Origin of the sequence: Paeniglutamicibacter cryotolerans (genome assembly GCF_014190875.1) — a bacterium.
Classification (GTDB): Bacteria; Actinomycetota; Actinomycetes; order Actinomycetales; family Micrococcaceae; genus Paeniglutamicibacter; species Paeniglutamicibacter cryotolerans.
Genome location: NZ_JACHVS010000001.1, coordinates 1827137 through 1846780 on the forward strand (window position 1 = coordinate 1827137; position 19644 = coordinate 1846780).

The window sequence follows — 19644 nt, forward strand, 5'->3', positions numbered from 1 at the left end:
CTTAATAGCTCAGGGATGGGAACGTGGCTCCGGCTGCCCGGGTGGGGACCCAGATGGCCTTGGTTTGCGTGTATTCATCCAGGACGCCGGGACCGGAGGACCGGCCGTGTCCTGAATCCCCGAAGCCGCCGAAGGGGACGGCGACGTGGATGGTCTTGTAGGAATTGATCCAGAAGGTTCCGGCCTTGATGGTACGCGCGAGGTGATGCGCGCGCGAGATATCGGAGGTCCAGACCGCCCCGGCCAGTCCAAACGTGGTGTTGTTGGCACGCTCGATGGCCTCGGCCTCCGTATCGAAGGCGTCGGCGCCCACGACAGGCCCGAAAACCTCGGTGGTTTCCAGCCGATTGGCCGCAGTGACCCCGTCCAACAGCGTCGGCATGACCCAATGGCCGCCCGCGAGGTGCGCGTCGGGGTGGCCTGCGGAGGCGAATGGGACGGTTGCCTCGGTGACGCGCCGGGCGCCGTCGCCGATGCCGGCCTCGATCAGGGCGCGGACGCTCGCGTACTGCGGCGCCGTGATGATCGGCCCGATTTCGGTGTGCGGATCCAACGGGTCGCCCAGGCGCAGGGCAGCGGCGCGGGTAGCTACGCGTTCAAGGAACTCGGCATGCACCGAGCGCTGGATCAGCAGGCGGGACCCTGCAACGCAGGACTGGCCGGCGCCGGAGAAGATCGCGGAGATGGCCCCGTCGGCGGCCCGGTCCAGGTCGGCGTCGGCGAAGACGATGTTGGCGCTCTTGCCGCCGAGTTCCAGCAGCACCGGGATGCCGTGTTCGGCTGCGGCAACGGCCACCCGTCGACCGGTGGGTACCGAGCCGATGAAGGAGACTTTGCCTACCCGGCGGTCGGTGGTCAGTGCGGCACCGAGAGTGGATCCGAGCCCGGCGGCGACGTTGAAGACGCCATCGGGCAGGCCGGCGGCATGGGCGATCTGCGCCAGACGCAGCGTCGAGGCCGGGGTGAACTCGCTGGGTTTGATGATCACTGCGTTGCCGGCGGCCAGCGGAGCAGCCGAGTTCCAGCCGGCGGTGAACATCGGCGCGTTCCACGGGGTGATCGCCACGACGACCCCCCAGGGGACCCGTTCGGTGTAGGTATGCCAGTTTCCGGGCACCGGGATGGTTGCACCGGTGAGCTTGTCCGCCCAGCCGGCGTAGTAGCCGAACATTTCGGCCACCTTGGCTGCCTCGGCTCGGGCATCACGGATCGGTTTGCCGGTGGTTGCCGACTCGAGCAGCGCCAGTTCCTCGGTGTGGGCCCCGATCGCGTCGGTGACCCTGCGCAGGATGGCTGCTCGTTCGAATCCGTCCAGCGCACCCCATAGCTGGGCACCGCGGGTCGCGCTGGCCAGCAGGGCCTCGGCGCCCTCGGTCCCGGGGTCGTTGAACGAGGCGAAGACCTCTCCGGTTGCCGGGTTGCGCAGTTCGATGGCTGCTCCTGCGCCGGGCACCATGGCCCCGTCGCAGTAGGCACCGAGACCGTGCGGGAAGGCCGCGTCGAGGATGGATCGTGAGGTGGCGGCCGAGGATCGGGTGGGGAAGCTGGTGGCGGTGCTCATTGGTTCCCCTGTTCTTGGGCTGTGGCCGACGCGCCCGCCCGGGTGGCGAGGGCAGGGGCCACGGTGGTGGAGATTTCGGTGAAGTCGGCGTCGGGGCCCAGCTGCTCCAGGCCTTCCTGCCAGAGGTCGCTGGCTGCTGCCAACAGTCGCGGATGCTCGCCCCGGGAGGTTGCGATGGTGATGGCCAGCGCCGCATCGCGGGCCATCAGGCCCAGCGCGAAGCCGGAGTCGTGGGTTCCGGAGAGCACCCAGTCCGGGTACATGGTGGTGGAGACCCTGCTGGCTCCTGACGCTGCGCTGATGCCCGCGGCCGCCACCGACGGATCGATGCCGTAGGCGGTGGCGACGGCGAGTGCCTCGCCGACGCTGGCCAGATTTGCCGCGCACAGGACGTTGTTCAGCAGCTTGACCACGTTGCCGGTGCCGGGTCCGCCGATGTGCCGGTGGCTGGAGGTCAGGGCATCGAGGATTGGTGCTGCTGCTCTCAGTGCCGCATCGGTGGCACCAACAAAGGCGCTGAGCGTTCCTGATAGTGCCCCGGCCCGTCCACCGGATACCGGTGCGTCGATGAATGCCGCACCGTGCTCCTCGGCCAGCGCGCTCATGGCCGCACTGGTTTCGGGCTCGGAGGTGGTCGTGTCGATGATGGCCACGGCGCCCGGGACGCCGAGCAGGATGGGCACGCTCAGTGCGACGATGCGGGCCGAGGGCAGCGACAACACCACGTAGGGTGTCCCGGCGACGGCTTGGAGCGTGTCGACGGTGCTGATGCCCTCGGCAGCCGCCCGGGCACGAGCCTCGGGGGAGGGATCGAAGCCGGTGACCTTCCAGCCGGCGCGGGCCAGGGTGGAGGCCATGGCCCCGCCCATGGAGCCCAGTCCGATGACTGCTGCGTTCAGGTGCATGTTCATACTCCTTTTTTGGTCAACAAGGTGGTGGAGCGCGAAAGCCAATCCCGCTCAATCGAGGTAGATCTCGAGGTCTTTCCAGAGCTGCTGGGTCCTGCGGATCGCTTCCCGGCTACGTCGAGGGTGGGCCGATTCCATCCCGGCAAGCAGCCCGTAGACGACGGAGGTAGCTGCCGTCACCGACTGGAAGAAGGAGATTCCCTCGGAAGGGACGATCAACAACTGGTCGGCGATGTTCGCCAGCCGGCCACGGCGCATGTCGGAAATGGCAATCACCTTGGCCCCGGCCGCATGTGCCGCCTCGGCCGTGACGATGATCTGGGCGATGGAGCGCCACATGTTCACCACCACCAGCACGTCCCCGGGGCCCAGCATGTTGCTTGCCGTGGCGAGATGGACTCCGGCGCGGCTTTCCAGCGCTATGGGGTATCCCATGGTGGAGCCGAGGTGGGCCATCACCGAGGCGGGCCCGGCGAAGGAGCCCAGCCCGACCACCAGGATCGAATCGGCCGCCGCGAGCGCGGCGATGGCCGCCTCGGCCTCCGCGCCGGTGTTGCTCTCCAAGGTGAGCCGCAGATTGGCCAGGTCATGGTTCAGCGCGTCATGCAAAGGGCTGTGATAGGGCCCGTGTTCGGCCAGGGTGTCTTCGGTGGAGAGCCTGACCAGATAGCGTGAACGTAATTCCCGCTGCAGGTCCGGCCAGCCCCGGTAGCCCAGGGCCTGGGCCGTGCGCACCACGGTGGAGACGTTGACATCGGCCCGCTGGGCAATGACCGAGAGTTCGGCATAGGAGGCGAGCTGCGGGTTGCGGATCAGCACATTGGCCACCCGCTGCTGCGATTTGGGCAGGGGAACATCGGCCAGGGCGTCGCCCAGCCACGTGGCATCGACGGATGCCGCCTCATCAAGTACGTCGACCATGCCCGTCCCGTCTCCATCTGCCGGTCCGATGTGTGCGGGACCACTCTGCAATCGCAATTGCAAATACTGTACTTTGCAATTCAAGTTGCGAGAAGCGGTGCTGGTGGGGACGCGTAATAATCCGATCCTGCCGGCATCCCGGGGTCCCGCTGCCGGGTGGAACCGCAGAATCGGTCATAATGCATTTCATGGGTAAATCCTTCACTCTGGTCCAATTGCGCTACTTCGGTGCCGTGGCGAAGCTGGAAAACATGACCGCGGCGGCCGCCGAGCTGAACGTCACCCAGTCCACGCTCTCCTCCGCGATGGCCCAGCTGGAGCGCGAGCTTGGTGCCGCGCTCTTCACCCGGCTCTCCAGCAAGGGGCTGCGGCTGACTCCCGCGGGACGGCGCCTGCTGCTGGGCTCGCAGGCCTTCCTCGAGGAAGCCGACCTGCTCTACCAGGCCGTGCGCGACGAGAGCGAGGCGCTCGCCGGGGAGCTGGTGGTGGGCATCTATTCCCCGCTGGCGCCCTTCAAGGCACCAGTGATCCTGCAGGCCTTCGAGGCGGCGCACCCGAACGTCAAGGTCAGCTTCCACGAAGGGGACCAGGAGTCGCTGCGCCAGGCGCTGCTCGACGGGGTCTGCGAAGTGGCGCTCATGTACGACCTGGGTGTCGGTCGGGAGTTCGAGCGCCGCATGCTGGAGCGGATCCCTCCCCATGTGCTGGTCTCGGCGGAGCATCCGCGGGCAGCTCGGCGCGAGGAGCCGGTCAGCCTGAGGGAGTTCGCCCAGGAGCCGTTCATCCTGCTGGATTTGAAGCACACCAGGGAGTACTACCTGGACATGTTCAAGCAACTTGGAATCCGGCCGGAAACCCGGCATGTGGTTTCCGGCTACGAGACGGTGCGTTCCTATGTGGCCCGCGGGCATGGGTACTCGTTGCTCAATCAGCGGATCAGCATGAAAACCACCTATGCCGGCGGCGAGGTGGTGGCGCTGGGCATCATCGAGGAACTGCCGCCGATCGAAGTCTCGCTGGTGCGGCCGGTCGGGGCCAAGCCCACCCGAAAATCGAGGGCGTTCGAGCGGATATGCATTGAGCTCTATGGGAAGGCCTCGGGCTAACGCCGGTCCGGCACCGGCAAATGCCAATCGTCTTCATCGATGGGGCTTAGCGAAAATATCCGTTAGACCAATGTGACTGCAGTCACGATGATGGAGGGTGAGGAAACAGCCGATGCAGGCCGGAGCGATGCTTCGGGACCAGCGGACCCAGGAGTGACGATGCAGACAAAGACGCAGCACACGGAGCCGGAACCCGGAGTAATCAGCGGCCAGAAGCCCAGCTCCGGCATGCAGAAGCGGGTGCTGGCAGGTGGCAGCATCGGCCAGTTCATCGAATTCTACGACTTCACCCTGTACGGGCTCTCGGCCGTCGTGCTCTCCCAGCTCTTCTTCCCGGGCAGCAGCCCACTGGCGGGGCTGCTGGCTACCTTCGCCACCTTCGGGGTCGCCTTCCTGGTCCGCCCGCTGGGTGGACTGTTCTTCGGTGCGCTGGGGGACCGGGTGGGACGCCGCAAGGTCCTGTTCATCACCCTGCTTTCCATCGGTACGGCCACCGCATTGATCGGCGTGCTACCCACCCACGCGACCATCGGCGCGGCAGCTCCGGTGCTCCTGGTGCTCTGCCGCATGGTTCAGGGTTTCTCGGCCGGCGGTGAATCGGTCGGTGCCCCGGCCTTCGTATTCGAGCATGCCCCGATCGAGAAGCGCGGCTTCTGGCTGAACCTCACCCTGGCCGCCACCGCGCTGCCCTCGGTCTTCGGCGGCACGCTGATCCTGATCCTCTCCGGTTCCATGTCATCCGAGGCATTCATGTCTTGGGGCTGGCGCATCCCCTTCCTGATCGCTTTGCCGATGGCCTTCTTCGGCCTGTGGATCCGCGCCAAGACCGAGGAATCCGAAGCATTCAAGGCCGTGCTGGCCAAGGAAAGCACCAAGGAATACAGTCCGATCCGCCAGGCCTTCACCGAAAACAAGGTCCGCATGCTGCAGGTCATCTTCGTGATGGGCCTGACCGCCATGGGCTTCTACTTCCTCTCGGGGTACTTCGTCTCCTACGTCCAGGTCACGGGCAACCTCAGCCGCGAACACTCGTTGCTGGCCAACGCCGCGGCGATGCTGCTGTATGCGATCCTGCTGCCCATCGGCGGCATCATCGGTGACAAGGTCGGACGCAAACCGATGCTGATCGCCGGTTCCGCGGCACTGGCCCTGCTGGCGATACCCTGCTTCATGCTGGTCACCAGCGGCTCGCTGCCCCTGGCTATCGCCGGACAGCTGCTCTTCGTGGTCCCCATGTGCATCTACGGCGGCGGCGCCTACACCTTCTTCGTGGAGATCTTCACTACCCGTACCCGATTCACCTCCGCAGCCATCAGCTACAACGTCGCCTACGCGATCTTCGGCGGATCGGCCCCATTCATCGGCACCTTCCTGGTCGCACAGACCGGCCTGAGCGCTGCCCCGGGCTACTACATGGCCGCCGCGGCGGTCATCGTCTTCCTGTTGCTGACGCTGACCAAGGTCCCGGAAACCCGCCGCCGCATCGGCTGATCAACTCACCACCGGCAGCATGCACCACCCGCACCAGATACCACAGCGCAATACCGCTAGGAGTAGTAAACCCATGAGTGAAGCAGCATTCCTCACCGATTTCCACCATGTCGCCAGCTTCGGGGCGACAGAGAACAAGGGCGTCGAGCGCCAGGCTGCCACGCCTGAAGACAAGCTCTCCCGCGACTGGTTTGCAGCGTTCGCGGCCCAGCGGGACTGGGAGGTGCGGGTGGATGGCATCGGGAACATGTTCGCACTGATCGAGTTGGTTCCCGGGGCGCCGTACATCCTGCTCGGATCGCACCTTGATTCGCAGCCGCTGGGTGGCCGCTTCGACGGGGCCTACGGAGTACTTGCCGGGCTGCATGCCGCGCAACGGGTCGTGGAACGCTTGCGCACCGAGGCATCGACTCCGGAATTCAACCTGGCCGTGGTGAACTGGTTCAACGAAGAGGGCGGGCGATTCGCTCCCTCCATCATGGGCTCCTCGGTCTTCGCCGGTTCGATGGACGAGGCGAAGATGCTGGCGGTCAAGGATCTCGCCGGAACCACCGTCGCGCAGGCGCTGGAAGCCATCGGCTACTTGGGCACCGATGTGCGCCCGGAGCTGGCCGGCTACGCCGAGATCCACATCGAACAAGGCCGCATCCTGGAGCGCGAAGGAATCACCCTGGGCGCCGTCGACTACTCCTGGTACACGCAGAAGCTGGACATCGAGGTGCTTGGCGAACAGTCGCACACCGGCGCCACCGCCATGGCCGACCGCCATGACGCACTGGTCGCCGCCTCCAAGGTGGTGCTGCTGGTCCACGACGTCACCGCACAGTTCGCCGCCGAAGCGCTGGTCTCCTCGGTCGGGCAGTTGACCTTGGAACCAAACTCCCCGATCGTGGTAGCCCGACGCGTGCACCTGGTGGCCGACCTGCGCTCAGCGTCCCCGCAGATTGTCGCCGAGGCCCGCGGCTCACTGATCGCAGACATCGCACAGATAGCCAAGGACCACGACATCCGCATTAATGTCAACGACTTCGATGTCCGCGACATCCAGTACTACCCGGAGGACGGGCTGGAACTCACCGAAAAGGTGGCCGCGAACCTGGGCCTTGAGGTGCGCCGCATCCGCACCATGGCGGGCCACGACTCGGTGGCGATGAACCGGATCGTCCCCACCGTCATGATGTTCATCCCGTCGGTGGACGGGGTCAGCCACTGCGAACGAGAATTCACCACGGACGCCGACATGCTCGCCGGAGTGCAGGCGCTCAGCGGTGTGGCCTGGGAAATGGTCCACGGGGCATTGTCGCCCAGACGAAATGCCGGAACCGAGCTTTTCGAGGTGGCAGCAAAATGACAACCAACGCCATCCCGCCCTCGCTGGGCCATCTCTCTGCAACTGAATTGCTGGAGGGCTTCCGAACGTTGGAGATCACACCGCTTCAGGTCCTGGACACACAGATCGAACGCGTCGGGCTCTTCAACGGGGACCGGGAAACCGGGATCAACGCGTTCACCGAAACACTCTTCGACACGGCCCGCGAGCAGGCTGCGGCGGCCGGTGCCGAATACGTTCGGTTGGCCCGCGAGGGAGGCCGGGCACCGGCGCTGCTGGGGCTCACCATTGCCACCAAGGAAAAGCACGGCATCGCCGGACTGACCCTCGAACAGGGACTTGCCGCACATCGTGGCAAGATAGCCGCGGTCGACCACCCGGTGGTTGAACGGATCAAGTCTGCCGGCGGCATCATCCATGCCCGCACCACCAGCCCCGAATTCAGCTGTGCCACGACCACGCATTCCCCGATGTGGGGGATTACCCGCAACCCGTGGAACCCCGCGGCATCACCGGGTGGTTCCTCGGGCGGTGCCGGTGCGGCGCTCGCCGCCGGTTTCACCACGCTGGCGACGGCCTCGGACATCGCCGGGTCAACCCGGATCCCGGCCGGCTTCACCGGAACGGTGGGCTACAAGGCGCCCTACGGCCGGGTTCCCGCCTTCTCGTCGCTGTCCGCCGATTGGTACCGTGGAGACGGTCCGATGGCCCGCACCGTTGCCGATACCGCGTTGCTGGCATCCGTCATCTCGGGCCGGCACGCCCTGGACCACGGGTCCTGGGGCGGGCGGGACACGAATCCGCTGCTGCCCGGAGACGTCCGGGGACTGCGCATCGGGCTTTCGATTACACTCGGCGACTATCCGGTGGCTCCGGAAATCCGTGAGAACACCCTACGGGTCGCTCGTGCCCTGGAGAACGCCGGTGCGCTCATTGTGCCGGTCGAGCTGCCCTGGACGACTGCCCGGATCGCCGAGACGATCTTCGCCCACTTCGGGCATATCCTGGGTCCGGCCATGGCCGTGGAAACTGCCGGAACCGAGGATCAGCTCGCCGCCTACACGACCCGGTTCATCGCCGACGCCGCTGCGGCCGCAACCCGGAACACGCTGGTTGATTCCCTGGGGATGGACCACGCGCTGCAGGCCGAACTCGCCACGGCGATGCAGGGCCTGGACGGACTACTCTGCCCGACCTCAGCCGTCACGGCGCTGTCCGCAGATGGCGACTACCTCAACGGTATCGACACGCCGGCACGCCATCTGGGGCACTATTGGGAAGCCCACATGACGAGCCCGTTCAACGTTGCAAACCGCTGCCCGGTGATCTCGGTGCCCAGCGGACTGGCCGATGACGGCGTGCCGACCGGCGTTCAGGTAGTGGGCCACCCCTTCGAGGAGTCGATGACCTTCCGGATTGCCTCGGCGATCGAGTCGCTGGTTCCCGGCCCCGGAGTCCCGTTGCTTCGTTAAGCCGGAGTTATTTCGTCGGTGGTCGGGGCTTCGGGGTCTTCAATGGCCTCGATCCCGACCAGCCAACGCACGACAACTGCGCGCATGGCCTCCTCTTTAAAGGTGAGCCACGCTTCCCGTTCGGCAGGGAAGGCGCCGAGGGTGCGCTTGAACTGTACGAACGGCTTGCGGCGGATCAGCGCCTGTTCAAGTTCGATGCGGGCCTCTTCCTCGGGCAAAGCCGCGGTGAATTCCTCCATCTGGCGGTAGGACTCATGGGATTCGACGCGGCCGATGGCGGCAAGGTGGTCGTCCTCGAATTCGGCGGTGACCACCTCGCCGGATTTCAGGTCCAGGTAGAAACTCAGCCCCATGGAACCGTCGTCCTGCATGGCGCTGGCGATCATATCCAGATTAAGGTCTTCGAGTTTCAGCATGTTTATTCCTAGCTGTTTGAGTGCTGTGTCCTAACCAGCCTTGCGCCATGACACGGATCGGGCAAGTTCGGCCCGGATCTGGGCTTCGCTCACATGATATGCCGCTGCTATTTCGGCCAGCGTCCAACCAGCAACCCTCAGTTCCATCAGCGTCGCGTACCCGGGCACGACCGGAGAGTCTTCCATCGCAGCCTCCTTGGCATCCTCTGGACCCTTTGTGCCCAGTACAGCACCGGGAACCGACTGATTGGCCAAGGGAGGCGAGCCGCCGTCACTCCGGGTTCCGGTGGCTCCCTCTGAGGCGGGGCTGACGCCGGGTGGAACGATACCCGTCGGCAGCCAGCACGAGCAGCGCCAAGAAGAGTGGAATATAGGTCAGCGCATCGGTGGCCAGCACCTTTTCCCCCAAGATCAACGCGACCGCCAGCAGCAGGACGGGCTCCACATAGCCCAGTAGGCCGAACAACGAGAGCGGAAGCACCTTGCTTGCGCCCAGGAACAGGAACATGGCCAGGGCACCCAGTACACCGATGGCGGCCGTAGCCAGGAACCCCGTGTTGATCAGTGGCGGACCAGTGATGCCGTGGGGACCGGCGAGGACGAAGTACACCGCTGCCGGAAGCAGGATCAGTAGTTCCAGGGCGAAAGCGGCCAGGGATTCGAATCCGGCCATCCGGCGCATGACGAAGTACAGCGGATAGCCCAGGGCGACCATCAGGGTGGGCCAGGCCAGGCCCCCGGCAAAGAGGGCCTCGAACAAGACCCCGACCCCGGCAAAGGCCACGGCGATCCATTGGGCAGAGCTGAGCCGCTCGCCGAAGATCACCCTGCCGACCAGCACCATGACCAGCGGGAGCAGGAAATATCCGAGCGAAACCGAGATGGCCATGCCGTTGATCGGCGCCCACATGAAGAGCCACAGCTGAACGCCGACCAGGCCGCTGCCGAGGATTCCCAGCGGAAGGCGGGCTGGGTGGGCCCTGAGCCGAGCCAGTAATTCGCGGACCATGCCACGGCCCCACGGAATGATGAACAGGGCGGGAACCAGAATGGCCAGGGTCAGGATGACACGCCACCCGAAGACTTCCTCCGCGCCCCAGCCGGTGAGGATGCCGGCCAGGAGGAAGATGGCGGCAAAGAGTCCAGATGCCACTAGCGAGGCGAGCACGCCTCGGAGAGTGTTGCCTGAGGGAGGCTTTTTCGTGCCGGTCATCGGTGATTTCGCCTTTTGGGTTTGGGCATGGCCGAGGTGGGCGATGCCGGGGGATTCCACCAGCATATGAGCATCCGGGGACTCCGGGTGAATCCGGTGGCGTATATGCCGGATTCACCCGGTTGAGTCCGGTGTTCCTAGGCGGTTCCGCGGCGGGATCCGCACTGCAATCGTTGCGGCGCGATGAATTCCCGGCCGGGACTTGCCGCGTCAACTAGGCTGGTCGGAAGCGACGAGGAGAGCCCCACCATGGCAACATTCAGCTACACCACCCACCTTCCCTTTTCCCGTGAGAAGGTCTTCGCCTGGTTCGCCCGGCCCGGGGCGCTTCCGCGGCTCTCGGCCCCCTACCTGGGAACGATCCGCCAGGAACCCGACCGAGGGATTGACATCGGATCCCGGGCCGTGATGGACCTCGCCGCTCCGGGGACCTTCGGAGCCGGATTGCAGGCAGCGGTGGGCCTGGGCGCCAAGGCGCTGCACCTGTCGGATCGGGTGCGGGCAACCGTCCCCTGGCACGCCCTTCACACCGAGCTGGAGCCCGGAACCCACTTTGCCGACATCATGGAGTCCGGACCGCTTCAGAGCTGGCGGCACAGCCACGATTTCAAGGACATCCTGGCGGACGGCGGACCCGGCACCGTCATGGTCGACACCGTCGACTACGAACTGCCGCTGCTTAATAAGCTGCCCTGGGGCAAACCGGCGGATTGGAGCGAGGAGGTATTCGGGAGGACACTGAGCGGGATCTTCGAATACCGCGAGGCCAACCTGCGTGCCGACCTCGAATTCCATGCCCGCTACGACGGGACTGCCCACACGGTGGCTGTGGCCGGAGCTTCCGGCCTGATCGGAACCCAGCTCTGCGCCTTGCTCGCCGGCGGCGGACACCGGGTGATCAGGCTGGTCCGTGATCCCGGCGCCGCCACGGACGAGGACCATGTTTACTGGAACCCGGAGACAGGCGAACTGGATGCGGCGGAGCTGCGCGAGGTCGATGCCGTGGTGAACCTCGCCGGCCACACCATCGGCGGGCGCTTCACGGCGGCCACGAAGGAGAAGATCCTGGACTCGCGGGTCACGAGCACCTCACTACTCGCCCGGACCCTGGCAACGCTGTCCAGTGATGGACGGGAACGGGCCCTGATCTGCGCCTCTGCCATTGGTTACTACGGAGCCGAACCGCACGGGGGAGCGGAGGCAAAGCCGCTGCAGGAGGGCGCCCCGCACGGAGCCGACTTCCTGGCATCTGTCTGTTCAGCCTGGGAAGTCGCCTGCGCCCCGGCACGCGACGCCGGAGTCCGCGTCGTGAACGTGCGCACCGGGATCGTGCAGTCGCCGGCCGGCGGAGTCCTCCAGCAGCTGCTGCCGCTCTACGCACTGGGACTCGGCGGGCCGCTGGGCAGCAAGCAGCACCAGTCGTGGATCGGCATCGACGACATGGCGGGCATCTACGCGCATGCGGTGCTGAGCCCCGCGCTCACCGGACCGGTCAATGCGGTGGCCCCGCATCCGGTCACGGCGGCCGAATACTCGGCCACGCTGGGCCGGGTGCTGCGGCGTCCGGCGGTGATACCGGTTCCCGCCTTCGGCCCCCGGCTGGTTTTGGGTCTGCAGGGAGCCCGTGAGCTCGCGCTCGCAGACCAGCTGATCTCCTGCGCCAAGCTTGAAGCCAGCGGCTATGTCTTCAGGCACAGCACCCTGGAACCTGCGCTGCGCCACGTGTTGGGGAACTGAGCCGGGTCGCGCCGGGCGCCTTCCTCAGCGGCCGGCATGCCGCCGCCCCAAGAGGTAGGCGCCGAGGGTGCCCAGGGCCGTGACGGCTAACCGCCAGGGGAAGTGCGCCGGTTCCAGTTTCTGTGTCTCGGTTGCCCCGGCCAGGCTGACCCGCAGTGCGCGCCCCCGGTCCACGTCGTCGTATCGGGCCAGCTCCTTCTTGATGATGGCTGTCGATTCGCGCGGAGGCAGCAATACCTTCTCTTCCGCAGGGATGCCAGCCTGCAGTTCGCGTGCCCGTTCCAATTCGGCGTCGAATTCGGCGCCGAGCAGGAGTGAGATGTTACCGATCCAGAGCCACAGCAACAGCACGATCACTCCGCCGATGGAACCGTAGGTTCGGTTGTAGTTGGAGAAGTTCGAGACATAGAAGAAGAAGCCGACAGTGGCGACGGCCAAGATGATGAGCGCCCCGAAGGCGCCGAGTGACATGAACCTGAACTTGCGTCGGCGCACATTAGGCGTGAAGTAATACAGCACGGCGACCATTAGGACGGCCACCAGCGCCAGCACCGGCCACTTGGCAATGTTCCACAGCATCAGCGTTTCGTCGCCGAGCCCCACGGCATTGCCGATTCCACGGGCGACCGGACCAGAAAGCAATAGGATCGTAATGGAAATGACGGCCAACAACACGATGACCAGAGTGAGAAGCAGCATCGCCGGGCGCAGCTTCCAGAGTGGACGGCCCTCGTCCATCGCATAGACCCGGTTCAGGGCCCGGCCGAACGCGCCCACGTACCCCGAAGCCGACCACAGGGCACCAAGAAGGCCGGCGACGAACGCGAATCCCGCACCGCTGGCCCCGGCGAGCTGTTCAATAGGACCGCGCACCGCAGCAACAACCTCCGGACTGGCGACGGAGTCCATCGTCTGCAGTAGGAAGTCGGTAGTGGCTTGTGCCTGTCCGATGATGCCCAGCAGCGAGACCAGTGCCAAGAGCCCAGGGAACAGTGCAAGCACGGCGAAGTAGGTCAGCGAAGCGGCCAGGTCGGTGCCTCCGTCGCGGGAGAACTCGCGGAAGGTACGCAAAGCCGCGTACTTCCAGAGGGCCGGGGAAAAGCGGGTCGGCTTGGTGTCCTGGACCGAGTCCGGGGGCACACCGTGAATGCTGTCCGCCGTTTTCTGTGTGGATTGGATCATCATTTACTCCCTGCGTAAGTCTTCTGGATCACACTAGTGCACCATTTCCGCGCGCAGGGGCGCTGCTGATGCCCCCTGCCGTGCTTTCCGGTAGCGTCGGTACCAACATGTGACACGGCGAACCTCGAGGCGGTGGTGGGGATCATGGGACTGCTCAGATGGAAGAAGTCCGGCGCCGAGCTGGCAGACTACATCAAGGCGCCACGCACGCTGCACCTGGTGGTCATTTCGACGCTGGACAAGCCGGGCGCCATCAACTTCGACGCGGCGGCCATCGCCGCCCAAACCGATGACTGGGCCGATGTCATTACAGTGCCCAACGGCTCCACGACGTTCGCCATGGCGGCTGCCTTGCCCCCGGACTGGAACGTCTATGGCACGGCAGCGCGCATCTACCCCATTGGCGCCGGAATGCGCGGGATCCGCCCTGGCCACTATCTGATGGCCCGGGCCCCGGAACAATTGCACCAGCTCACCGAGGACCTGCTCGATGAGGTGCTTGGCCTGCCCAACCCGGCGCGACTGCGACCCGCCACACCGGTCTCCCCGGCCTCCGGATCATCACCGGTCACGGCCGCGCTGCCGATGCTGCGCACCGGGAGGGTCACTGGCTTCCTCGGCGCGGGCGAACGTGCAGTCGTCGATCTGGAGGACGGAATCCGGGCACTGGTGCGACGCGAAGACCTGGCCGCCGGCACCCGGCTCGACTGGCTGCTGGCCATCGGCGCGAAGGTCGAGGGCAGCTACGATCCGGCCACGCACGTGCTCGACGTCTCTGCATCGGCCGCCGTTCCGCGGCTGCTGCAGGCATACTCGTTCGGGCAGGTGATCCTGGCCCTGGTGGTGGAGGCATCGGCGCAATCGGCTGTGCTCTCTCCGCTGCCCGGGGAGCTGATCACCGTGACCCGGCCCGAGGTCTCCTCGAATGAGCTCGATGACATCGACTCGCTGCTGGCACCTGGCCAGGTCGTTGCCGCACGGCTCACGCAGCTGGCGGGCATCAGGCACCTGGTGCTGGTCGATGTCGACGATGCTGAGGCGATAGCCCCCGCCCCGCCGCTGCTCACCGGCCAGCTGCCCTGGCTCCAGGAGGGGCGGGACCTGCTCCCGCCCTCGATGGACGAAGCCGATGAGCTGCCCACCACACCACCGGCGCCGGCGACGCCCATGGCCCAGCATGCTCCGGCCCCGCCGGTGCGCCACGGTTCGGCACTGCACGACGCGCTGCTGAGCATCGAACGGCTCAAGGCGGAGAACCGGGCATTGCGTGCCGAGGATGCTGAGGGGCTGGCGCGTCTGAACGCGGCGGCCGTCGAGGAACTCGCCCACGCCCGTGCGGATCTGGGCAAGGCCAGGGATGCCAACCGACGGCAAGCCGAGCTGCTGAACAAGGCGCAGGAGAAGGCCCGTAAGGCGGCGCGTTCCACGGCCCTGGCCCCGGCCGATGCCAGGGCGCATTTCGAGGATCCCGACGACGCATTGCGCCACGAGATCTACCTGGCCTGGGTGTCAAGGGTCCCAGCCGCCGAGAAACCAACCTACCCATGGGATCCCGGATTCCTGATCGGTCCGCGTTTCACCGCCTCCTATTTCGGACATGAACCGGCGCTGCGGGCCAAGACGGCCAAGGCGCTGGTTGACCTGGTGACCCACCGTGCCGAGCGGATGCCCGCCCGCGAAGTCCACCCCAAGCGCACCGGCCCCGGCGGGGACGACCCGCAGCAGGTGCGGGCCGATGGTGCAGCGTGCTGGCGCATGAGCGTCGAGGTCAACGTGGCGGCCGCGCGCCGGGTGCATTACTGGAAGCTGCCCGACGGGCGCATCGAGCTGCATGAGCTGGTCGCCCACGACGTATTCGGGGTGTAGTGGCAGAAGGGCAGCCCATGGACCATGACTCACGTCATGGTTTAAATTGTTGGACATCCAGTGCCGACGCCGGGTATCCAGGCGTTTTTTGTCCTTAAGCTTTAGAAATTGCGCCAATTGGCGCAATTTCTAAGCCGGATAGGCGGCCGAGGTGGGGCAAAGCGCCCGGGCTAAGAAAATGCGCCAATAGGCGTGCCCCACAACCCCGCCAAAACGCACGCCAGCGTCATTAAGCTGCCAACCGACGTCATTAAGAAGCAAGGCAGGCACGACTCCTGTTAAAACTGTTTTCGACCAAGAAAACGTTTAACCAGGAGAATCGTGCCTGCCCTTCCATCATTCCTCATCGAACCCCTCTGGACCCAATTCCAGGCCCTGATCCCACCCGTTGAAGACCACCACCCCCTGGGCTGCCACCGCCCCCGCATCCCGGACAGGCTCGTCTTCGACAAGCTCATCCAGGTCCTCGTCCTCGGGGCCTCCTACGAGAAAATCTCCGACACCACCTGCTCCGCCACCACCATCCGACGACGCCGCGACGAATGGATCCACGCCGGGATCTTTGAACACCTCGAACAAATCGCCCTGGAATCCTACGACCGGATCGTGGGCATCGACTTCGAAGACCTCGCCGTGGACGGGTGCATCGTCAAGGCCCCCTGCGGCGGCGAAGCCGCCGGCCGATCCCCGGTAGACCGCGGCAAACAAGGAACCAAACGCTCCCTCCTGGTCGATGGCAAAGGCATCCCGCTGGGCACCGTGGTGGCACCGGCGAACCGGCACGACTCCCCGCTACTACGCCCCACCCTGGAACGGCTCTCCCGCTTCGGATTCCACCTGCCACCAAAGATCACCGTGCACCTGGATGCCGGCTACGACTCGACCACGACCCGGGACCTGCTCGAGGAACTCGGCTGCGCGGGTGAGGTCGCCACCCAGGGCATCCCCTCACCGATCCAGGTTGGTAAGCGGTGGGTGGTGGAACGCACCAACTCCTGGCACAACCGCGGATTCAGCAAACTGGCGATCTGCACCGAACGGCGCACCACCGTCATCAACGCGTTCATCGCTTTGGCGAACAGTGTCATCGTGATCCGCCGACTCATCCGCGAAGCCTGGCTGACCCACCGCTGGGATGCCCGGCTCCTCCGCCGCCCCTGAGCCTATTGGCGCATTTTCTTAGCTTGGCATTTAACCTTTGTAGTGGGCCAGCCCGACGGGCTGGGTCACGGGTTTGACCCGATTCACGCCGCCTCGGGGACGTCCCGGACCGGCCGTGGAAGCTATCGGCGGGTTCGCCGGGTGGACCGTGTTCTGGCAGGCACGCCGATAGGTCGCCCGGACTCTTCCCGGGGTCACCTTGGACTCTGGAATGGGCTGTTGCCACGGCAAGCGGCACTCAATGGCCATTGGCCGCACCAGCCGCAGCGAGGTGTGCGCCGCGATCACGATCCAGGTCCAGCGGTCTGCCGCATTCGGTTCCCGCAGGTGGGGCCGGGCCCAGCCCAGGTTCTGTTTCAGGAAGCGGAACGTGTGCTCGATATCGAAGCGACGCAGGTACATGGACCACCAGTGATCCACCTCCCGGACATCGCCGGGGACGGGTTTGGACGCCCACAGCCACATCGGCTTTGGTGGCTGCCCACCGGGCAGGTGTTCGACGTTCAGTCCGATCACCGTGCCTTCGATGAGGGGTGGGGAACCGTGGGAATCCTTGCACCCAGCCCTGGTGTCGATTTTTTGGTGCATCCGCTCGAACGCGACCGTGCTCACGGCTCCGTACCGCTCCAGTTCCTGGACCGAACGGTGCACAGGGTCCGGGTGTGTGGCCGGATCGCGCAGAGCCAGCTTGGCTCCGTGGCGCGGCGGCCGGCCCTTGGTCGGTCCGCGGCGTGCCCCGGCCGGGGCGTAGAACACCCGTATCCGAGCGCAACCGGGCCACCAGCACCACCGGCAGGTCTTGGAGCAGCCAAGCCAGACGGGTCACGTCGTAGCCGGCATCCATGACCACCAAGACCTCGGGATCTGTGCTCTGTTGCTGCCCGGTGGCGCTCAACCGGTCAACGACGCTCCGGAGCTGATCTGCGGTGATCGCGGTCGCGTCATCGGCCGGGCGCAGCCGCACCACGTCCAGTAGCGCGGTCCAGGAGGTGGCTCCGGATTCCAGTGCGGCCACGAAGGAATAAGGCCACCCCGGAACCATTTGCGCTTGCCCGTTGCGGGCGTAGGTGTGGCAGAACGCGCGCCCGGGGCTGCAGGCGGCGTCCGGTCTCAGCCAGTTCGACACGTCCACCGCCAGCACGATTCCTTCCCGGCCATCGGGGCCCGGGATCTTGGGCACGGGCAGCGCCCCGATGAGGGTTTTCAGTGCCGCGTGGTTGATGTTCCCGGAGTTCACCGCGTCATACAGGGCGCCGTAGCCGCGGTGGTGCTCGGGTTCCAGGGACAGGTGGGCCAGGTCGGTGACTTTCCCCTGGGTACACAGCAATGCATCGGTGAGTTCGAAGAGCGCATCGGCCCTACGGGTGAGGCAGTGGTAGTAGCTTGGCCGGAACGCATCGAATTGCTGCTCGGGGCAGGAGGCTTGCGATTCACCGGAACATTCATGCATACTCATCGCCACGGCCCTCGGTCCTTTTGCTGTCTTGTTGGTACCAAACAGCATGAGAAACGAGGGCCGCTTATCGTGTCATGACACGTCGATTGAGGCGCGGAAAGTCAACAGACTTTCCGCCAGAGGTTAAATAGCAAGCTAAGCAGTTTTGCCTCGCACGGGCGCTTTGTCGCGCCGGGGCCGGAGCCTCAGACGGCCAGCTTCCGGCGCAGGAACGCGGAGGCCTGGTCGACCACGATGACCAGCACCAGCACCACCAGGATCTGGGTGAGCATCGCGTCGAACTGGAAGGACTTGATCGACTGGTTGATCAGCAGGCCGATGCCGCCGGCCCCGACCAGGCCGAGCACCAGAGAGGAGCGTACGTTCACGTCGAAGCGGTAGAGCAGCAGCCCGACGAACTGCGGGATGACCATCGGCAGCGAGGCATGGGTGACCTGCTGCAGGCGTGAGGCCCCTGCGGTGGACAGGGCCTGCTGCGGCCCATTGTCGGTCTCTTCCATCGACTCGGCCCAGAGCTTGCCCATCACCCCGGTGTTGTGGCAGATCAGCGCAAGTACGCCGGCGAACGGGCCCAAGCCCACAGCCGTAACGAAGATCAGCGCGAAGACGATGTCCGGCACCGCACGGAAGAAGGACAGGATGGCCCGGGAGGCCTGGTAAATGACCGGGTGCGGGGAGGTGCCTCGGGCGGCGAGCACTGCCAGCAGCAGTGCGGTGGGCACCGAGAGCGTGGTGCCCAGCAACCCGATCCACAGCGTGACCAGGGTGGCCTCGAGCGCGGGTGCCAGCACTCCGGACCAGCTCAGGTCCGGTGGGAAGGCGTCGGCCAGGAACGATCCCATGCCCTTGGCCCCGGTGATCAGCAGCGAGGGATCGAACTCGGTTCCGCGCAGGGCCAGCACGTGCAGGGCGATGAAGACGGCCAGCCCGGTGGCGATCCAACCGGCGCGCCTGCCTTGCCGCGGGACCGGGGGAACGCGCAGGGTGAGGACCGGGGCGCTCATGCTGCTGCCCGATCCGGGGAGTAGAGCTCGTTCTGCACGGCATGGGTCATGGTGGCGATCTCCCCGTCGAAGACGATGCGCCCACGCAGCAGCCCGATGGCCCGGTCCGCATGGCGCAGTGCCAAGTCCGGCTGGTGCAGCACTGCTGCGACGGCGAGGTTCTCGGTGTGTGCCAGTTCGGCCAGCAGCGCCATGACCTGTTCGGCCGCATGCGGGTCCAGCGCCGAGACCGGCTCGTCGGCCAGGAGCACCGAGGCCCGCTGGCACAGGGCCCGGGCCACCGCCACGCGCTGCTGCTGCCCGCCGGAGAGCCGGCCGGCACGTTCGTGCGCCCGGTCCGCCAACCCGACGCGATCCAGCGCAGCCATTGCCTCCTCCTTCAGCGACTGCGGGAAGAACAAGGGGGAGAGGGAGCCCGCGCCGTTCAGCCGCGAGAGCCCGCCGGCGCAGACGTTTTCCAGCGCCGTGCGGCGCGGCACCAGATGGATCTTCTGGAACACCATGGCCGCCTTCGACCGCGCTGCCACCAGCGCCTGACCGCCCAGCGTGGACAGGTCGGTGCCGAGCAGGTTGATGCTCCCTGCCTCCGGGGTGCTCAGCCCCATGACGCATTTGAGCGTGGTGGACTTGCCCGAGCCGTTGGCTCCGAGGAAGGCCACCAGCTCGCCCCGGGCCAGGCTGAAGCCGACCCCGTCCAGCACGGTTCGCCCGGAGTAGGATTTGCTCAGTCCGGAGACGGTGAGGGCAGGTGTGCCGGCCACGGGTGCCTCCTGGCTTCTCGGCGCGGTGCGTGTACTGGGCAGCTGGATCAGTGTCATGG

Annotated in this window: 17 protein-coding genes and 1 pseudogene; 7 read left to right on the plus strand and 11 right to left on the minus strand. The window is 65.9% G+C overall.

Annotated elements, in window-relative coordinates:
* Position 1 precedes the first annotated feature (1 nt).
* Genes E9229_RS08575 through E9229_RS08585 form a run of 3 tightly spaced genes read right to left on the minus strand, consistent with a single transcriptional unit; the run spans position 2 to position 3390 of the window.
* On the minus strand, positions 2–1561 hold the full coding sequence (locus tag E9229_RS08575) for an aldehyde dehydrogenase family protein (RefSeq protein WP_183510799.1): 1560 nt from the start codon (positions 1559–1561) through the stop codon (positions 2–4).
* On the minus strand, positions 1558–2466 hold the full coding sequence (locus E9229_RS08580) for an NAD(P)-dependent oxidoreductase (RefSeq protein ID WP_312855641.1): 909 nt from the start codon (positions 2464–2466) through the stop codon (positions 1558–1560). Before E9229_RS08580 ends, E9229_RS08575 begins: the two co-directional genes overlap by 4 nt.
* A 54-nt stretch (positions 2467–2520) precedes the next feature.
* Positions 2521–3390 (minus strand): MurR/RpiR family transcriptional regulator, encoded by an 870-nt coding sequence (locus E9229_RS08585; protein ID WP_183510801.1) that lies wholly within the window; start codon positions 3388–3390, stop codon positions 2521–2523.
* 188 nt (positions 3391–3578) lie between these two features.
* Between E9229_RS08585 and E9229_RS08590 the strand changes: the two genes are divergently transcribed.
* The 4 genes from E9229_RS08590 (at position 3579) to E9229_RS08605 (ending at position 8789) form a co-directional block, all read left to right on the plus strand.
* Complete coding sequence (locus tag E9229_RS08590; RefSeq protein WP_183510802.1) at positions 3579–4496, plus strand: LysR family transcriptional regulator; 918 nt, start codon at positions 3579–3581, stop codon at positions 4494–4496.
* 159 nt (positions 4497–4655) lie between these two features.
* Complete coding sequence (locus E9229_RS08595; RefSeq protein ID WP_246380438.1) at positions 4656–5987, plus strand: MFS transporter; 1332 nt, start codon at positions 4656–4658, stop codon at positions 5985–5987.
* A 19-nt stretch (positions 5988–6006) separates the two neighbouring features.
* Positions 6007–7338 (plus strand): M20 family metallo-hydrolase, encoded by a 1332-nt coding sequence (locus tag E9229_RS08600; RefSeq protein ID WP_281369489.1) that lies wholly within the window; start codon positions 6007–6009, stop codon positions 7336–7338.
* A complete protein-coding gene (locus tag E9229_RS08605) occupies positions 7335–8789 on the plus strand; it encodes an amidase (protein WP_183510804.1) in 1455 nt (484 codons plus the stop codon). The genes E9229_RS08600 and E9229_RS08605 overlap by 4 nt, the downstream gene beginning before the upstream one ends.
* Here the strand turns inward: E9229_RS08605 and E9229_RS08610 are convergent.
* The 3 genes from E9229_RS08610 to rarD all read right to left on the minus strand — a co-directional run bounded on the left by E9229_RS08610 (position 8786) and on the right by rarD (position 10418).
* Positions 8786–9205, minus strand: a complete 420-nt coding sequence (locus tag E9229_RS08610; RefSeq protein ID WP_183510805.1) for a UPF0158 family protein — start codon at positions 9203–9205, stop codon at positions 8786–8788. The genes E9229_RS08605 and E9229_RS08610 overlap by 4 nt on opposite strands.
* A 30-nt stretch (positions 9206–9235) precedes the next feature.
* Positions 9236–9391, minus strand: a complete 156-nt coding sequence (locus tag E9229_RS08615; protein ID WP_183510806.1) for a DUF433 domain-containing protein — start codon at positions 9389–9391, stop codon at positions 9236–9238.
* An 85-nt stretch (positions 9392–9476) separates the two neighbouring features.
* Positions 9477–10418 carry an EamA family transporter RarD gene (rarD, locus tag E9229_RS08620; protein WP_183510808.1) on the minus strand — a complete coding sequence of 314 codons (942 nt, stop codon included), beginning with the start codon at positions 10416–10418 and terminating at the stop codon, positions 9477–9479.
* 249 nt (positions 10419–10667) lie between these two features.
* Here rarD and E9229_RS08625 point away from each other — a divergent pair, with 249 nt between their 5' ends.
* Positions 10668–12155, plus strand: coding sequence for a TIGR01777 family oxidoreductase (locus E9229_RS08625; RefSeq protein WP_183510809.1), 1488 nt, complete (start codon positions 10668–10670; stop codon positions 12153–12155).
* 24 nt (positions 12156–12179) lie between these two features.
* On the opposite strand, the gene E9229_RS08630 is transcribed toward E9229_RS08625, so the two are convergent.
* A complete protein-coding gene (locus tag E9229_RS08630; RefSeq protein WP_183511964.1) occupies positions 12180–13337 on the minus strand; it encodes a YihY/virulence factor BrkB family protein in 1158 nt (385 codons plus the stop codon).
* 144 nt (positions 13338–13481) lie between these two features.
* On the opposite strand from E9229_RS08630, the gene E9229_RS08635 reads away from it, so the two are divergent.
* Complete coding sequence (locus tag E9229_RS08635; protein ID WP_183510810.1) at positions 13482–15203, plus strand: OmpH family outer membrane protein; 1722 nt, start codon at positions 13482–13484, stop codon at positions 15201–15203.
* A gap of 321 nt (positions 15204–15524) precedes the next feature.
* On the plus strand, positions 15525–16364 hold the full coding sequence (locus E9229_RS08640) for an IS5 family transposase (protein WP_183510811.1): 840 nt from the start codon (positions 15525–15527) through the stop codon (positions 16362–16364).
* A gap of 30 nt (positions 16365–16394) precedes the next feature.
* Here E9229_RS08640 and E9229_RS19355 read toward each other — a convergent pair whose 3' ends face one another.
* The 4 genes and pseudogenes from E9229_RS19355 to E9229_RS08655 all read right to left on the minus strand — a co-directional run bounded on the left by E9229_RS19355 (position 16395) and on the right by E9229_RS08655 (position 19642).
* On the minus strand, positions 16395–16952 hold the full coding sequence (locus E9229_RS19355; protein WP_407671360.1) for a transposase: 558 nt from the start codon (positions 16950–16952) through the stop codon (positions 16395–16397).
* Between the two features lie 130 nt (positions 16953–17082).
* Positions 17083–17868, minus strand: a pseudogene (locus tag E9229_RS20055) (transposase); the annotation flags it as partial.
* A gap of 137 nt (positions 17869–18005) precedes the next feature.
* Positions 18006–18824: a phosphonate ABC transporter, permease protein PhnE gene (phnE, locus tag E9229_RS08650; protein ID WP_183510813.1), complete on the minus strand. Its 819-nt coding sequence runs from the start codon at positions 18822–18824 to the stop codon at positions 18006–18008.
* Positions 18821–19642: a phosphonate ABC transporter ATP-binding protein gene (locus E9229_RS08655; protein WP_183510814.1), complete on the minus strand. Its 822-nt coding sequence runs from the start codon at positions 19640–19642 to the stop codon at positions 18821–18823. Before E9229_RS08655 ends, phnE begins: the two co-directional genes overlap by 4 nt.
* Between the last annotated feature and the right edge of the window lie 2 nt (positions 19643–19644).